Annotated in this window: 17 protein-coding genes; 3 read left to right on the plus strand and 14 right to left on the minus strand. The window is 61.0% G+C overall.

Annotation, left to right across the window (positions count from 1 at the left end):
- Positions 1-21: 21 nt before the first annotated feature.
- Positions 22-573 carry a GbsR/MarR family transcriptional regulator gene (locus tag QYQ99_RS22010; RefSeq protein WP_003075187.1) on the minus strand — a complete coding sequence of 184 codons (552 nt, stop codon included), beginning with the start codon at positions 571-573 and terminating at the stop codon, positions 22-24.
- A gap of 230 nt (positions 574-803) precedes the next feature.
- Between QYQ99_RS22010 and QYQ99_RS22015 the strand changes: the two genes are divergently transcribed.
- Both QYQ99_RS22015 and rlmD read left to right on the plus strand, forming a co-directional pair.
- Positions 804-1,115 (plus strand): hypothetical protein, encoded by a 312-nt coding sequence (locus QYQ99_RS22015; protein WP_302090012.1) that lies wholly within the window; start codon positions 804-806, stop codon positions 1,113-1,115.
- 151 nt (positions 1,116-1,266) lie between these two features.
- Positions 1,267-2,766: a 23S rRNA (uracil(1939)-C(5))-methyltransferase RlmD gene (gene rlmD, locus QYQ99_RS22020; RefSeq protein WP_302090013.1), complete on the plus strand. Its 1,500-nt coding sequence runs from the start codon at positions 1,267-1,269 to the stop codon at positions 2,764-2,766.
- A gap of 36 nt (positions 2,767-2,802) precedes the next feature.
- Here the strand turns inward: rlmD and QYQ99_RS22025 are convergent, their stop codons facing one another.
- The 6 genes from QYQ99_RS22025 to QYQ99_RS22050 all read right to left on the minus strand — a co-directional run bounded on the left by QYQ99_RS22025 (position 2,803) and on the right by QYQ99_RS22050 (position 6,908).
- Positions 2,803-3,720 (minus strand): ZIP family metal transporter, encoded by a 918-nt coding sequence (locus tag QYQ99_RS22025; RefSeq protein ID WP_302090014.1) that lies wholly within the window; start codon positions 3,718-3,720, stop codon positions 2,803-2,805.
- A 3-nt stretch (positions 3,721-3,723) separates the two neighbouring features.
- Positions 3,724-4,359: a superoxide dismutase gene (locus QYQ99_RS22030; protein ID WP_302090015.1), complete on the minus strand. Its 636-nt coding sequence runs from the start codon at positions 4,357-4,359 to the stop codon at positions 3,724-3,726.
- 33 nt (positions 4,360-4,392) lie between these two features.
- Positions 4,393-4,908: a hypothetical protein gene (locus QYQ99_RS22035; protein WP_302090016.1), complete on the minus strand. Its 516-nt coding sequence runs from the start codon at positions 4,906-4,908 to the stop codon at positions 4,393-4,395.
- The gene (locus tag QYQ99_RS22040) at positions 4,905-5,405 is read right to left on the minus strand and encodes a DUF2325 domain-containing protein (protein WP_302090017.1); all 501 of its coding nucleotides are present in this window, start codon (positions 5,403-5,405) and stop codon (positions 4,905-4,907) included. Before QYQ99_RS22040 ends, QYQ99_RS22035 begins: the two co-directional genes overlap by 4 nt.
- Before the next feature lie 310 nt (positions 5,406-5,715).
- Positions 5,716-6,069 (minus strand): hypothetical protein, encoded by a 354-nt coding sequence (locus QYQ99_RS22045; RefSeq protein ID WP_302090018.1) that lies wholly within the window; start codon positions 6,067-6,069, stop codon positions 5,716-5,718.
- A 146-nt stretch (positions 6,070-6,215) separates the two neighbouring features.
- A complete protein-coding gene (locus QYQ99_RS22050; RefSeq protein ID WP_302090019.1) occupies positions 6,216-6,908 on the minus strand; it encodes a Bax inhibitor-1/YccA family protein in 693 nt (230 codons plus the stop codon).
- A 192-nt stretch (positions 6,909-7,100) separates the two neighbouring features.
- On the opposite strand from QYQ99_RS22050, the gene QYQ99_RS22055 reads away from it, so the two are divergent.
- The gene (locus tag QYQ99_RS22055; protein ID WP_003053536.1) at positions 7,101-7,508 is read left to right on the plus strand and encodes a GlcG/HbpS family heme-binding protein; all 408 of its coding nucleotides are present in this window, start codon (positions 7,101-7,103) and stop codon (positions 7,506-7,508) included.
- 206 nt (positions 7,509-7,714) lie between these two features.
- Here QYQ99_RS22055 and QYQ99_RS22060 read toward each other — a convergent pair whose 3' ends face one another.
- From QYQ99_RS22060 to QYQ99_RS22090, 7 genes are all read right to left on the minus strand, one after another.
- Positions 7,715-7,924, minus strand: a complete 210-nt coding sequence (locus QYQ99_RS22060) for a hemin uptake protein HemP (protein ID WP_302090020.1) — start codon at positions 7,922-7,924, stop codon at positions 7,715-7,717.
- 265 nt (positions 7,925-8,189) lie between these two features.
- Positions 8,190-8,606, minus strand: coding sequence for an ExbD/TolR family protein (locus tag QYQ99_RS22065; RefSeq protein WP_302090021.1), 417 nt, complete (start codon positions 8,604-8,606; stop codon positions 8,190-8,192).
- Between the two features lie 3 nt (positions 8,607-8,609).
- Entirely contained in the window at positions 8,610-9,332 is a 723-nt protein-coding gene (locus tag QYQ99_RS22070; protein ID WP_302090022.1) for a MotA/TolQ/ExbB proton channel family protein, read from the minus strand.
- A gap of 23 nt (positions 9,333-9,355) precedes the next feature.
- Complete coding sequence (locus QYQ99_RS22075; protein WP_302090023.1) at positions 9,356-10,081, minus strand: energy transducer TonB; 726 nt, start codon at positions 10,079-10,081, stop codon at positions 9,356-9,358.
- A gap of 144 nt (positions 10,082-10,225) precedes the next feature.
- Positions 10,226-10,519 (minus strand): (2Fe-2S)-binding protein, encoded by a 294-nt coding sequence (locus tag QYQ99_RS22080; protein ID WP_302093245.1) that lies wholly within the window; start codon positions 10,517-10,519, stop codon positions 10,226-10,228.
- A 95-nt stretch (positions 10,520-10,614) separates the two neighbouring features.
- On the minus strand, positions 10,615-11,742 hold the full coding sequence (locus QYQ99_RS22085; RefSeq protein ID WP_302093246.1) for an alpha-hydroxy acid oxidase: 1,128 nt from the start codon (positions 11,740-11,742) through the stop codon (positions 10,615-10,617).
- Positions 11,743-11,862: 120 nt separating this feature from the next.
- Positions 11,863-12,543: a Fe2+-dependent dioxygenase gene (locus QYQ99_RS22090; RefSeq protein WP_302090024.1), complete on the minus strand. Its 681-nt coding sequence runs from the start codon at positions 12,541-12,543 to the stop codon at positions 11,863-11,865.
- Between the last annotated feature and the right edge of the window lie 221 nt (positions 12,544-12,764).

Consider the following 12,764-nt stretch of genomic DNA (forward strand, 5'->3'; position numbering starts at 1 on the left):
TTGACAGAATTCAGTTCGGCTTCAATCGTTGCCGCTCTCCCGGCCGCCATCCTTGCCTCTGACAAAGCGCTGGACGCTGGCGCCAAGGCGCAGGATCTTGTCCAGCGTGGCCGGGGACAGGCGCAGCATTTCGTCGGTCCAGATGCCCAGCGAATCCATGAGGCGCAGCGTCTCGTGCACGCGATCCTGGGCATCGGGCGTTTCCTGCTCGAATTCGGGCTGGGCGATCAATTCGCGCAGCAGTGCACTGGTGGGGTCGAACTCGCGCTGCTTGCGCTCTCGCACAATGGTGCGCAGCAGCTCCCAGACATCGGCCGAGGTCTCGAAATACTCGCGTCGGTCACCGCTCTTGCGGCTGCTGCGAATCAGGTTCCAGTTCAGCAGCTCCTTGAGGCTGTTGCTGACGTTGGAGCGTGCCGCACCCAGGGTTTCGCAGATTTCGTCGGCATTGAGGGGGCGGCCATGAAAGAACAGCAGTGCATGAATTTGCGCCACCGTGCGGTTCACACCCCAGGCGTTGCCCATATCTCCCCAGTGGTGCACAAAGCGTTCAGCGATAGGACTCAGTTGCATGAAGCGAAGTGTGGTCTTGCTTGAAATTTCTGTCAATACAGAAATTTCTATTCATGTGAATGCCAGAGAGGGATCGGCAAGGTGTTTGTGCAGGCTTTGCCCATGGGAGCCGGGACGGTAGGCAATTTTCTCGAAATGAAGAAATTTCACGTCCACCTGGTCGCTGCGTCGCTACTCGTAAAATAGTCGCATTACAGGGGCATGGAGCCCCGTCAGGGAAGGGAGAGTTCATGACTGCTGCATCCGTCTTGCGTGCCGCTTTGGTTCTGTCGGCCTGTGCTTGGGCCCAGGTCGCATCGGCTGCCTGCTATTTTGTCTATGCACCCAATAACGAGCTGATCTATCGCTCCAATGTGGCGCCGGTCGATCTGTCCCTGCCTCTGCATCAGACGGTGCCGCAACTCTACTCCGGAGCCCGCATGTTTTTCTCGCTCGACGAGTACAACTGTGCCACCGAGGTCAACCTGATCGCCGAGCGCGCCCAGATTGCTGCGGCGCGCAACAACCGCGAGCGTCGTCTGCGCGAAGAACAACGCTTCTGATTGCATAGCTGTCAGACAAGCGTCGGCGGCACCTTGAGGCTTGATTTGCCTTGCAGAAGGCCGATTGGCTTGGCGCGTGACATGGGCGCCCATGCAGTTTTTTGCCGTGGTCGGCTCTCGGGTATGGGGTGGCCTGAGACAATCGGGCACCATGAGTGAATCCCGCGACAACAAAATTCCCGAAAACCTGCCCGAAGTCCCGTCTGATGCCCCGGCGCTGCCCGAGGGCTGGCTGGAAGTGCTGTCCATGGACATGGATGCCCAGGGCGTAGCCCGCAAGCCCGATGGCAAGGTGGTCTTCATCGACGGCGCCCTGACCGGTGAAATCGTCAGCGCCAACACCCATCGCAAGAAGAACAACTGGGAAGCGGCCACGCTGACTGACATCCACCGCGAATCCTCGCAGCGCGTGACGCCCGGCTGCCCTAATTTCGGGCTGCACGCCGGTGCCTGCGGTGGCTGCAAGATGCAGCATCTGCATGTGGCGGCCCAGGTCGCCATCAAGCAGCGTGTGCTGGAAGACAACCTCTGGCATCTGGCCAAGGTCAAGCCTGAGACGCTGCTGCGCCCCATCGAAGGCCCGGCCTGGGGCTATCGCTTTCGCTCGCGCCTGTCGGTGCGCTATGTGGCCAAGAAGGGCAAGGTGCTGGTGGGCTTCCACGAGCGCAAGAGCCGCTACATCGCCGACATGGAGGTCTGCAAGATTTTGCCTCCCCATGTGGATGCAATGCTCATGCCCATGCGCGCACTGATCGCCAGCATGGATGCGCGCGAAACCTGTCCTCAGATCGAAGTGGCCTGCGGCGACCATGTCACCGCCCTGGTGCTGCGTCACCTGGAGCCTCTGTCGGAGGCCGACAAGCAGCGCCTGCGCGACTTTGCTGCCGAGCAGAACGTCCAGTGGTGGCTGCAGCCCAAGGGCCCGGATACCGTGCATCTGATGGAAGAAGGCGGCACACAGCTGTCCTACGGTCTGCCGGACTTTGGCATCACCATGCCGTTCAAGCCCACCGACTTCACCCAGGTCAATCCGCATATCAACCGCGTGCTGGTCACGCGCTCTTTGCGCCTGCTGGATGCGAAAAAGGACGAGCGCGTCATCGACTGGTTCTGCGGTCTTGGCAACTTCACGCTGCCCATTGCGACCATGGCGCGCGAGGTGCTGGGCATTGAAGGCTCGGAAACATTGGTCAAGCGCTCGCACGAGAACTATGCGGGCAACAATGCCACGCGCAGCGAAGACGACAAGCTGGCTCCCACCAGCTTCGTGGCGCGCAATCTGTTCGAGATGACGCCCGCCATGCTGATTGCCGACGGCAACTCCGACAAGTGGCTGGTCGATCCTCCGCGTGAAGGTGCGTTTGCCCTGTCCAAGGCACTTGCCGATATTCACCAGATCCGTATCGGCGCCAAGCAGACCGGTGTGGCCAGCGAAGAGCAGCCCGATTTGCTGCCGCCGCTGCCCGAGGGGCAGGAAAACTGGCAGTTCCCCAAGCGCATTGTCTATGTGAGCTGCAACCCGGCCACGCTGGCGCGCGATGCAGGCTTGCTGGTGCATCAGGCCGGCTATCGCTGCGTGGCAGCAGGTGTGGTGAATATGTTCCCGCATACGGCGCATGTGGAGTCCATGGCCGTTTTCGAGCGCGCATAAGCGAGCATGTCCTGAACTGCGCCTGCGCGGCGCAGTTCAGCCGCCAAGGGATGTATCCAGAATCATCATCAGCACAAAGCCCAGCATGAGTCCTGTGGTGGCCCAGGCTTCATGACCCTTGCGGTGGGATTCCGGAATGATTTCGTGGCTGATGACAAACAGCATGGCCCCGGCTGCAAATCCCAGGCCCCAGGGCAGCAGCACGGTGGAGCTGCTGACCACGATGGCGCCGATCACGGCCCCCAGAGGCTCGATCAGCCCTGTCAGTGCGCCCAGCACTACCGCAAAGCCCCGGGTATAGCCGGCAGCCAGCAAAGAGGCTGCGACGACAAAACCCTCGGGTACATCCTGTATGGCAATGCCCAGCGTGAGCGAGCTGGCACGCAGGCCCTCGTTGGCGGCATAGCCCACGCCGATGGCCAGACCTTCGGGCAGGTTGTGAAGGGTGATGGCAATCACAAACAGCCAGGTGCGCCGCAGCTGCTTGGCATCAGCGCCTTCACGGCCTTTGATGAAGTGCTCGTGCGGCAGCAGGCGTTCCATGGCCAGCAGGGCGGCACCTCCGAGCAAGATGGCTGTGCCTATCAAGGCTCCGCTCATCCATTCGCTGCTTGCGGGCGAAGTCGCTACCTTGGCGGCTTCCAGCCCGGGCAGAATCAATGAAAAGGCGCAGGCAGCCAGCATGACGCCTGCGCCAAAGCCAAACAGCGTGTCCTGTGTGCGCTCGGACGGATGTCGGGTCAGCAGCACGGGCAAGGCGCCCAGCGCGGTCGCCAGTGCCGCCATGCTGCCGCCCAACAGTGCATTCAGTGCTGCGGGATTGGTCTGCAGCTGTTTCCAGACCATGGATGCCAGCACCAGAGCACCAGCCGCAGAGATCAGCAGCCCGAGCCGGGTTCTGTGCGACAGGAGCGATTGGCTTGAAGATGCGCTTTGCAGTCCGTCCGGGCCCATGGCTCAGCTCCTGCTGGGCTGGGTGGCGGCAGCGAAGCGGCGCGCCACTTCATTCCAGTCCACCACGTTGTAGAACGCAGCGATGTATTCGGGGCGGCGGTTCTGGTATTTCAGGTAGTAGGCATGCTCCCAGACGTCCAGGCCCAGAATCGGCGTGTTGCCGCTGCCAATGCCAAGCATCAGAGGGTTGTCCTGATTGGCGCTGCTCTCCACATGCAGCTTGCCGCTAGGGTCCACGCCGAGCCAGGCCCAGCCGCTGCCAAAGCGGCTGATGGCGGCCTTGGTGAATTCGGTCTTGAAGTTCTCGAAGCCGCCCAGGTCTGCGTCAATGGCTGCTGCAAGAGCTCCCTGGGGCAGACCACCCCCTGTGGGAGACATGACTTGCCAGAACAGGCTGTGATTGGCATGACCGCCGCCGTTGTTGCGCACGGCCTGGCGCAACGTTTGCGGCAGCGATTCGACCTTGGTGAGCAGATCGTCCAGAGGCCATTGCGCGTACTCGGTGCCTTCGAGAGCCGCGTTGAGGTTGTTGACATAGGTCTGGTGGTGTCTGGAGTAGTGGATCTCCATGGTTTGCGCATCGATATGCGGCTCCAGCGCCGCGTAGTCGTAGGCCAGTGGAGGCAGGGTGTAGCTCATGAGTAAAAGCCTTGGCAGTGAGAGAGATGGGAGTCAGTGCAGTGATGAATGCACAGGCTCGAAGCTGGCAAGGCGAGAGCGCCTGTTGCTGGCGGGGTGAGTGAGAAAGGGGGCGGATGTCGAGGCGCAGACGCCCGCGGCGGCGTGGGGGCCTGCTGCACCATGCTCGGCCCGCGCGGCCAGGAGCTGCGGCAGATGGCGGCATATCGCCAGGTTCAGGGACTGGCTGGTGGAGTCCTGCTGCAGAAATGGCATCAGGGTTTGTTGCGCCTCATGCAGGCATTCAGATGCTGCTGCCGGCTGATCTGCTTCGACGAGAGCATCCGCCAGATTCAGGTGGGCAACAACAAAAGCGGCGATGCGGTCATCGTCGGCAATATCGCCGGACTCTGCGACCAGCAACTGCAAGCCAAGCTGTTGTGCATGTCGGTAGTGTTCAAGTGCTGAGAGATGGCGATGCTCCAGCGTTGCGGCCAGCGCCGTGCGGGTTTGCTGCTTCCAGGCGGACAACAAATCAGCTGCCGAGGCGTTTGTCGTGTGGACTCTCATGAGGCTCCTTCGATGCAGGCTTGGGCTGCCACGACTTTTCCGTCCTCTCCGGATGGGTGAATGCGAACCACGCGCAAGGCTGTCGGCTGATCCACCAGCAGACAGGTCTTGCCGGTGCGCTTGCAGTGATCCTTCACGCGCCAGTAGGCTCCGTCGCTGATGCAACCTGTCTGGCAAATCACCAGGTCGGCGGCGTGCAGGCTGTCCTCCAGCAGTTGTTGCTCGGACAAGGCCTGGCTGTCGGCATCCTCAACCAAAGGCCAGTCGACGCCGGACGCTGTCTGGTCAGCTGTGGGTTGAGGTGTTTCCTGCAGCAGATCCAGTGCCATCGCCTGGGCCAGGGCGTGGCGCTGCTCACGCTCCCAGGCAAGAGCGCTATCGCGGACAATGACCTTGGCCCTGAGCAGTACGAGCTGCTGCCTGAGTGCTTCGACCTCCCGTGCCAGCGACTGCATCTGGGCCGTGCAGCGGGTCTGCACTTCCCTATAGGTCAGCATGAGGGCCTCATGCTCAAGGCGTATTTGGTTGAAGTCATCATCTGGCACGGCAGTCTTGTCCCCATGGTTGAGAGCACAACAGAACTCGTCGCTGGGATGCACGCATGTGCGGCTAAGAATGGAATTTATCTTTCATGAATATAAATGATAATGGTTTTCATTCAAAGTCCGCAGAAGAAATATGACATCCGAGTGGCTTGGCGTGAGAGGTGCTGAACATAAAAAAGGCCGTAGCAGTGTTGCTACGGCCTGTGCGGGCGTTGGCCGGCACTGGCCCGGAACTCATGATCCGGGCCTGGCGCAAGCGATTTCAGCTGCGGTTGCGACCGGCGCTGTTCTCGGGCTCCGCAGTGCTGCGTTTTTCGGCTGCGTTCTGACCCAGTACGGAAGGCACGCCTTCGATCTTGTTGGAGCGCATGTATTCATCCATGTCCTTCCAGCCCGCAAACACCAGCGCCTTGGGTGCCTTGGGGTTGAGGACGTAGCAATCCTCCAGTCCGCGCATGGCATGCCGGCAGGCGCCGCCAATGGCCTTGGCTTCGGACTCGCGCGCCACGGCGCGTGGGTCTGGACCCAGGCCCGGAATGTCTTCAATCTTGCAGCCTGCCAGTACCAGGGGCAGCAGGGCAATGGCAAGTGCGCGGGGAAGGTGGTTTGGCTTCATCTTGTCTGGTTATCGGCAGCAGCAGTCGGAAATTTAGTCCATGACTGAAATATCCATCGATGCGATGACCGCGCCTGGCGTCAAGGTTACCGGAAACAAAAAGGAGTGCGCAAGGCACTCCTTTTTTGCTTGGGTGGTGGCGAGGTTCAGTCGCGGTCGCCGCCCATGATGCCCAGCAGGGCCAGCAGGCTCTGGAACACGTTGAACAGGTCCAGATACAGGGCCAGGGTGGCGCTGATGTAGTTGGTCTCGCCGCCGTCGATGATCTGCTTGAGGTCATACAGCATGTAGGCGGAGAAGATGCCGATGGCCAGCATGGAGATGGCCATCATGCCTGCAGTGGAGCCCACGAAGACATTGATGATGGCGCCTACCATCAGCACCAGGGCGCCCACGAACAGGAACTTGCCCATGCCCGACAGGTCGCGCTTGATCACGGTGGCCAGCATGGCCATCACGAAGAACACGCCAGCGGTACCGGCAAAGGCCGTCATGATCAGCTGGGTGCCGTTGGAGAAGCCCAGAATCATGCCGATCAGGCGCGATAGCATCAGGCCCATGAAGAAGGTGAAGGCCAGCAGCACGGGCACGCCAGCGGCGCTGTTCTTGGTCTTTTCAATCGCGAACATGAAGCCGAAGGCACCGACCATGAACACGATCAGACCCACGCCGCCCGTCAGCGCGCGAGTCATGCCAGTGGCTACGCCCAGCCAAGCGCCCAGCACGGTGGGGATCAGGCTGAGTGCCAGCAGCCAGTAGGTATTGCGCAAGACACGGTTGCGCTCTTGCTGCGAGACACCGTAGCCCGCAGAGCCCAGTGTGGTGACTTGTTCGTTCATGTAGCCATTCCTCCTTCAGGAATTGTGGGTTGAAACATTGTCATTCTAGGTGGGGGTCTTGAGAAGCCTTTGCAATACCCCGTTGCAATGCGGCAGTTTTAGGATGGAATGTTTTTCACATCGCATCTACTTTTGCCTGCAAAGTACAGAATATGCTTGCTGCATTGACAATCCAACGGAGCTTTTTATCTTATGAAGACCAAGCACGAACTCGAACTGGCCGATGTGAAAGCCATCGCTGCGGCTGCCGAAGCTGAAGCACTGAAGAACAACTGGCCCGTGACGATCTCCATCGTGGACGACGGCGGCCATCTGCTGCTGTTGCAGCGCATGGATGGTGCTGCTCCCATCTCTTCCCACATCGCCCCCGCCAAGGCGCGCTCTGCAGCCGTGGGCCGCAAGGACACCAAGGCTTTCGAAGACATGATCAACAACGGTCGTACCGCTTTCCTGAGCGCTCCCTTTGTGGACGGTCTGCTCGAAGGTGGCGTGGCCATCGTCAAGGACGGCCAGGTGCTGGGTGCCGTGGGTGTCTCCGGCGTGAAGGCCAATGAAGACGCACAGGTTGCCAAGGCCGGCATTGCTGCCCTGGGTCTGTAATCGCGCTTGATTTCTGCCACTGCGGTGGCAGAGACCAAAACAAAACCCCTGTCGCTTGATGAGCGCAGGGGTTTTGTTTTGGCGGGTTGCGGATGAGGGAAAAAACGCGTGGCTATGTGAAGTGTGAGCACAAGAGAGGGCAGGTGCTCTACAACGACTATGGCTGGCGAATCGACACTTGCGGTGTCGCCCCACGATGAAACGGTTTATTTGGTCAGAATGAGCTTGCCCAGCTTGGTGGCCTGCAGGCGATAGGGCGTGCCGTTGTGCAGGATGGTGACGGCCTTTTGGCCGTTGAGCAGCAGGGCGCTGTCCAGGCCCAGGCTGGGGCCGGCAGCGGCTGAGGGGGTTGCAGCAGCCATGGAGGAAGAGCTGCGGTTGTTGGGCTGTGAGGTCGCAACAAGCGGTGCAGACATGCCGTGATTCCTTAAGTTCAAAACTGAGGGAATGATAACAATTCTCAATTAAAACGCAAGTGATACTTAGTCTCATTTGCGAAAAAACACTGTTTATTTTTCTGCGGGAATCCGTCCTTCCGTGCGCCAGCCCGGGATTTCTGCCTTGCGATGTTGCGCAAGAGCTGGCCCGGCTGGGCAGGCAGATGCGGATGCCATTGCTCGATGCCATTCGAGTCATGAAAAAACGGCCCCAGAGGGCCGTTTTTTGGGGGCAAGCACGCGCTTATTGGGTGGGGTCGGTCACAAAACCGATTTTCTTGACGCCGGCACGCTGGGCGGCGGCCATGGCCTGGGCCACGCGTTCGTAGCGCACTTCCTTGTCGCCGCGGATATGCAGGTCGGGCTGAGGCTCCTTGACGGCTTCGGCCTGGAGATTGGTCTCCAGCTGCTCGTCGCTGATATTCTGGCCGTTCCAGGAATACTTGCCGTCGGCCGTGATGCCCAGCTGGACGGTGGCAGGCTTGGTGTCCTCGGGCTGGTTGGTGGCACGCGGCAGGTCCACGTTGACCGAGTGCTTCATCACGGGCACGGTGATGATGAAGATGATGAGCAGAACCAGCATGACGTCCACCAAAGGCGTCATATTGATCTCGTTCATCACATCATCGCTGTCCCCATCGTCCATGGTTCCGAATGACATGGCTTAGGCGCCTTTCTTCAGGGGCAGCACATTGCCAGAGACCTGGCCGTCCACGGAAACGCGGGCACCAGTCACGAAGTAGGCGTGCACGTCGTGGGCGAAGCTGTTCAGTGCATTCAGGATGCCCTTGTTGCCGCGCACCAGAGCGTTGTAGCCCAGCACGGCGGGGATGGCGACAGCCAGACCCAGGGCGGTCATGATCAGCGCCTCGCCGATGGGGCCGGCCACCTTGTCGATGGATGACTGGCCGGACATGCCGATGGCCACCAGCGCGTGGTAGATGCCCCAGACGGTGCCGAACAGGCCGATGAAGGGGGCGGTGGAGCCCACGGAAGCCAGAATGGCCAGGCCCGATTGCAGGCGGGCCGTAAATTCGTTGATGCCGTTGCGCAGGCAGCGAGTCACCCAGTCGCTGATGTCCAGCGTGTCATGCAGGTGGACGCTGGTCTTGCGATGGTGGGCGGAGGCTTCGCGGCCTTCGAGCACCATGAAACGGAAGGGGTTCTGCTTGTCGTTACCGAGCTTTTCCAGGCCGGTGGCCAGATCGGGGCTGTGCCAGAAGTCCTGTGCCTGGGTGGCGAACTTCTTGAATTTCACGATATCCAGGGCCTTGAGAACGATGACCAGCCAAGAGGCCACCGACATGACCAGCAAGATGATGGCCACGCCTTTGGTCACGAAGTCGCCCTGTGTCCAGACGTGGGCAATGCCGAATTGGGATTCCATGGGTACTCCTGAGAACTGCAGATTTATTTGAGAACAAAGTTGATGGGCACGATGTGCCACATGGGTTCGGCCACGCCGTTGCGTTTGCCGGGAACAAATTTCCACTGGCGCACGGTGTTGACGGCGGCTTCATCCAGACGGTCAAAGCCGCTGGACTGCTTGATTTCGATTTTCTCGGGTTGGCCCTGCTCGTTGATATAGACGCGCAGCAGCACCTTGCCTTGCTCACCCATGCGCTTGCTGACCGAAGGATAAGCGGGAGCGGGGTTGTTCAGATAGGCTGCATTGCTCGATGGCTGCTCGATCTTGGGCGGTGCAGGTGGTGCCGGAGGTGCGGGCGGAGCTGGAGGGGCCGGGGGCGCGGGTGGCGCTGGAGGCGTCTTGTCCGGTTTGCTGTCGTTGCTCTCCAGTGCTCCTTGAGGCGCGGCCGGTGCAGGGGTCGGATCCTTGATTGCCTTGGGCAGCGGAGCCTTCTTGACCTCGGGTTTGGGCTGCTGTTTTTCGGGCTTGGGCGCTGGTGCGGGAGGCTTGGGAGGCGGCGGTGGGGCAGGCGGTGCGGGTTCGGCAGCAGGCGGCGCCACGAACTGGGCAATCACGCTGGCGGGAATCACTATCTCTGGCGGCTTTTGCTGGGCCAGGCCATGCTGCATGGCCCACAGGGCGGCAGCATGCACAACAACCACAGCACCAGCAACTGCCATATTGCGGCTCACGCCGCTGGCAGGTGCAAATCGATCAGACTGGGACATAAGAGCGAGAAGAGCAACCAGCGCAGGCTGGAATCAGAAAGGAAAAGCGCTGGTCAACCGGCAATAGCTGGCCGAGGAAACAGGGCACGCAGACGGGATCGCATCATTCACGCAGGATCCACCAAGTGCATACCATCACCAGAATCAGGCTGCCGAAGACGGCTGAGAGGACGGAGAGGTGGGCCATGCTTTGCTTTCCAGAATATTGGTGGCAAGCTGAACGGTCTGCACCGAAGCGCACGATTGCGCTTCGTTGTGGATCGCCGCGATCGGATGGCTTGCACTGCACTGGGCGACGACATCGCGTGCACAGCCTTCGCAGCGCCCGCATTGTGTGGCAACACCCAATTCAAACTGGATTTCGTCAAAGCTCATACCCGCATGCGCGTGGCGTGCTATTTCTCGGTCAGAAACCCGGCGGCATACACAGACGATCATGGCTACAGGCAGTTGTTGCTGGCTATTGATGTAATAGGCGGAGTATAAATGAGAATCCATCGCATTTGCAATGCATGCCGCCAAATTACGCACAATCAGCAAGTGGTTAAGAGCCCGGGCCCGATCTGATCGAGCCTGGCGCAGCCGGTCTGGGCCATGGCCAGCTCCAGCTCGGCGCGCAGCAGATACAGCATATGGGCCACGCCCAGCATGCCGGCCACTGCCAGGGCATGCATCTGGGGCCGACCCAGCAGCACGGCACTGGCACCCAGTGCGATGGCTTTGAGCACATCGGTGCCCTGACGCACGCCGCCATCCATCAGCAGCGGGATATGGGCAGGTGTGGCCGCGCGTATGGCTGCGAGCACTTCCAGAGCGGAGACGGCGGTGTCCAGCACGCGCCCGCCATGGTTGGAGACCACGATGGCATCGGCCCCCAGTTCCACGGCTTGCGCGGCGGCGCGGGCCGAGAGCAGACCTTTGATGATCAGCGGTAGCCGGGTTTGCTGACGCAGCCAGACCAGGTCGTCCCAGGTGGGCGCGCCTCGGGCCAGCTCGGAGCCGAACAGAATGTGCTCGCTCATCAGGTCGCCACTCTGGCGCTGCTGGGGCATGCCGCGCAGGTTGACGGCCTCCACGCCTGGCGGCAGCGGGTAGCTGGAGCGTTTGATATGGGCGTCCACCGTCCAGACCAGCGCCTGATAGCCGGCGTCTTCGGCGCGTCGGATCAGCTGCAACGTGTGCTCGCGTGCTGCCTGCTGGTAGAGCTGAAACCAGAGCGGGCCGCTGCGTCCCAGCTCCTGGGCTGCGGCTTGCGCGGCCTGGGCAATGGCTTCCAGGGTGCAACTGGACAGGGTGCTGACCATCATGCCGGTGCGCATGGCCATGGCCGCGCGTGCCGTGGCGAGCTCGCCCTCGGGATGCGCCAGCTGTTGATAGGCAACAGGCGCCAGCAGCAACGGCCAGTCCAGACTTTGGCCCAGCAGGCTTTGCCGCGTATGGGCTGCGGACAGATCGACCAGCGGCTCCGGGCAGAGGCGAAAGCGGTCAAACGCCTGGCGGTTATGAGCCAGCGTCAGCCCCTGATCGGCGCCGCTTTCCATATGCGCCCAGGCGTGGGCCTCCATATGCTCGCGCGCCAGCCGGGCGTAGTCCGCAAGGGAGCCTGTCTGAGCGGGAATCTGCGTCAGTGGCGGTTTGACGGGCTGGCCTGTGGCATTCAAACGTTCAACAGTCATAAATCAAGCCGGTTGGATGGGGATGGGGCGACAGAGCAGGCCCGGTGCAGGAGGAGACAGCCGGCGAGGGCTGCCCAGCAGCGCAGGCTGTCGTCCCCCTGGGGGCTAGCTTTCCGACCACATGCGCAAGAGATTGTGATAGGTGCCCGAGAGGGCGGCGACGCGCGGGTGTTCGGGCTGCTCCTGGCTGAGTTGCTGAATGCTCTGGTCCAGATCGAACAGCAGACGGCGCTGCTCCGCCGACTTGACCAGGCTGTGCGTCCAGAAGAACGAGGCATAGCGCGTGCCGCGTGTGACGGGGTTGACGCGGTGCAGGCTGGTGCCGGGGTAGACGATGGCGTCGCCCGCCGCCAGCTTCACGCTTTGCTGACCGAAGGTGTCTTCCACCATCAGCTCGCCACCTTCGTATTCGTCGGGATCGCTGAAGAAGACCGTGGTGGAGACATCGGTTCTGACCTTGATGGCGGTACCCGGAATGGTGAAGAACGCATTGTCGATATGGTTGCCATAAGTGCCTCCGCCCTCGTAGCGATTGAAGCGCGGCGGCAGGACCTTGAGCGGCAGGGCCGCCGACATGAACAGCGGGTTGCGGCCCAGCCGGTCCAGGATCAGATCACCTATCTGCTGGCCGGTCTTGCTGTCCAGTGGCAGCTGCAGATTGCGCTTGACCTGAGCCGCCACATGGCCGGCCGTGGCCTTGCCGTCCTGCCAGCTGGCGGCTTCCAGCGCCTGACGGCAGTGGCGTACTTCATCGGGAGTGAGCAGGGCGGGTATGCGTAGCAGCATGGGTGGGTATCTGGCGGTTGTTGATCCTGGTCTCTCATTAACCATAGCTGCTTGCGCTTGCTGCATATTGTTTTCAATATCTTTTCATATTGAAATCATTGAAGGGCAAGCGTAAGCAGCTATGGTTTTAAGAACCAGAATCCGACATTCTGAAAGAGTATCCGGGCAGTGTGCACGTAAAAAGCCCCGCTGGCATCCGGGGCCTGCGGGGCTTGGAGTGA

The organism is Comamonas testosteroni (genome assembly GCF_030505195.1).
In the GTDB taxonomy this organism is placed as follows: domain Bacteria; phylum Pseudomonadota; class Gammaproteobacteria; order Burkholderiales; family Burkholderiaceae_C; genus Comamonas; species Comamonas testosteroni_G.

Coding starts and splice junctions, on each gene's coding strand:
- QYQ99_RS22070 (WP_302090022.1), bottom strand. CDS start 9,332: ATGGAATCCCAATTCGGCATTGCCCACGTCTGGACACAGGGCGACTTC.
- rlmD (WP_302090013.1), top strand. CDS start 1,267: ATGAGTGAATCCCGCGACAACAAAATTCCCGAAAACCTGCCCGAAGTC.
- QYQ99_RS22045 (WP_302090018.1), bottom strand. CDS start 6,069: ATGAAGCCAAACCACCTTCCCCGCGCACTTGCCATTGCCCTGCTGCCC.
- QYQ99_RS22065 (WP_302090021.1), bottom strand. CDS start 8,606: ATGTCATTCGGAACCATGGACGATGGGGACAGCGATGATGTGATGAAC.
- QYQ99_RS22010 (WP_003075187.1), bottom strand. CDS start 573: ATGCAACTGAGTCCTATCGCTGAACGCTTTGTGCACCACTGGGGAGAT.
- QYQ99_RS22080 (WP_302093245.1), bottom strand. CDS start 10,519: ATGATCGTCTGTGTATGCCGCCGGGTTTCTGACCGAGAAATAGCACGC.
- QYQ99_RS22035 (WP_302090016.1), bottom strand. CDS start 4,908: ATGAGAGTCCACACGACAAACGCCTCGGCAGCTGATTTGTTGTCCGCC.
- QYQ99_RS22025 (WP_302090014.1), bottom strand. CDS start 3,720: ATGGGCCCGGACGGACTGCAAAGCGCATCTTCAAGCCAATCGCTCCTG.
- QYQ99_RS22050 (WP_302090019.1), bottom strand. CDS start 6,908: ATGAACGAACAAGTCACCACACTGGGCTCTGCGGGCTACGGTGTCTCG.
- QYQ99_RS22075 (WP_302090023.1), bottom strand. CDS start 10,081: ATGTCCCAGTCTGATCGATTTGCACCTGCCAGCGGCGTGAGCCGCAAT.
- QYQ99_RS22015 (WP_302090012.1), top strand. CDS start 804: ATGACTGCTGCATCCGTCTTGCGTGCCGCTTTGGTTCTGTCGGCCTGT.
- QYQ99_RS22055 (WP_003053536.1), top strand. CDS start 7,101: ATGAAGACCAAGCACGAACTCGAACTGGCCGATGTGAAAGCCATCGCT.
- QYQ99_RS22060 (WP_302090020.1), bottom strand. CDS start 7,924: ATGTCTGCACCGCTTGTTGCGACCTCACAGCCCAACAACCGCAGCTCT.
- QYQ99_RS22030 (WP_302090015.1), bottom strand. CDS start 4,359: ATGAGCTACACCCTGCCTCCACTGGCCTACGACTACGCGGCGCTGGAG.
- QYQ99_RS22040 (WP_302090017.1), bottom strand. CDS start 5,405: ATGCTGACCTATAGGGAAGTGCAGACCCGCTGCACGGCCCAGATGCAG.
- QYQ99_RS22090 (WP_302090024.1), bottom strand. CDS start 12,543: ATGCTGCTACGCATACCCGCCCTGCTCACTCCCGATGAAGTACGCCAC.